Origin of the sequence: Nocardioides antri (assembly GCF_008373765.1) — a bacterium.
Lineage (GTDB): Bacteria > Actinomycetota > Actinomycetes > Propionibacteriales > Nocardioidaceae > Nocardioides > Nocardioides antri.
The window spans coordinates 1-228 of the sequence record NZ_VUJW01000178.1 but is presented as its reverse complement, the minus strand read 5'-3'; the positions used below and the strand labels follow the sequence as shown (position 1 = coordinate 228).

The window sequence follows — 228 nt, the reverse complement described above, 5'->3', positions numbered from 1 at the left end:
AGACCATCACTTTGGAAGTAGAAGCTTCGGACACAATCGAGAATGTGAAGGCGAAGATCCAAGACAAAGAAGGAATTCCTCCTGATCAACAGCGTCTCATCTTTGCTGGCAAGCAGCTGGAAGACGGACGCACCTTGTCAGACTACAACATTCAAAAAGAATCCACACTCCATCTTGTATTGCGTCTTCGTGGAGGCATGCAGATCTTCGTAAAAACTCTGACCGGTA

Annotated in this window: 1 protein-coding gene; it reads left to right on the top strand. The window is 46.5% G+C overall.

The genetic code is table 11. The features are described 5' to 3' along the window. Positions 1 to 44: 44 nt before the first annotated feature. Positions 45 to 228: ubiquitin-like protein (locus tag F0U47_RS22930; RefSeq protein WP_246159725.1), on the top strand; the 184-nt coding region annotated here is incomplete at its 3' end.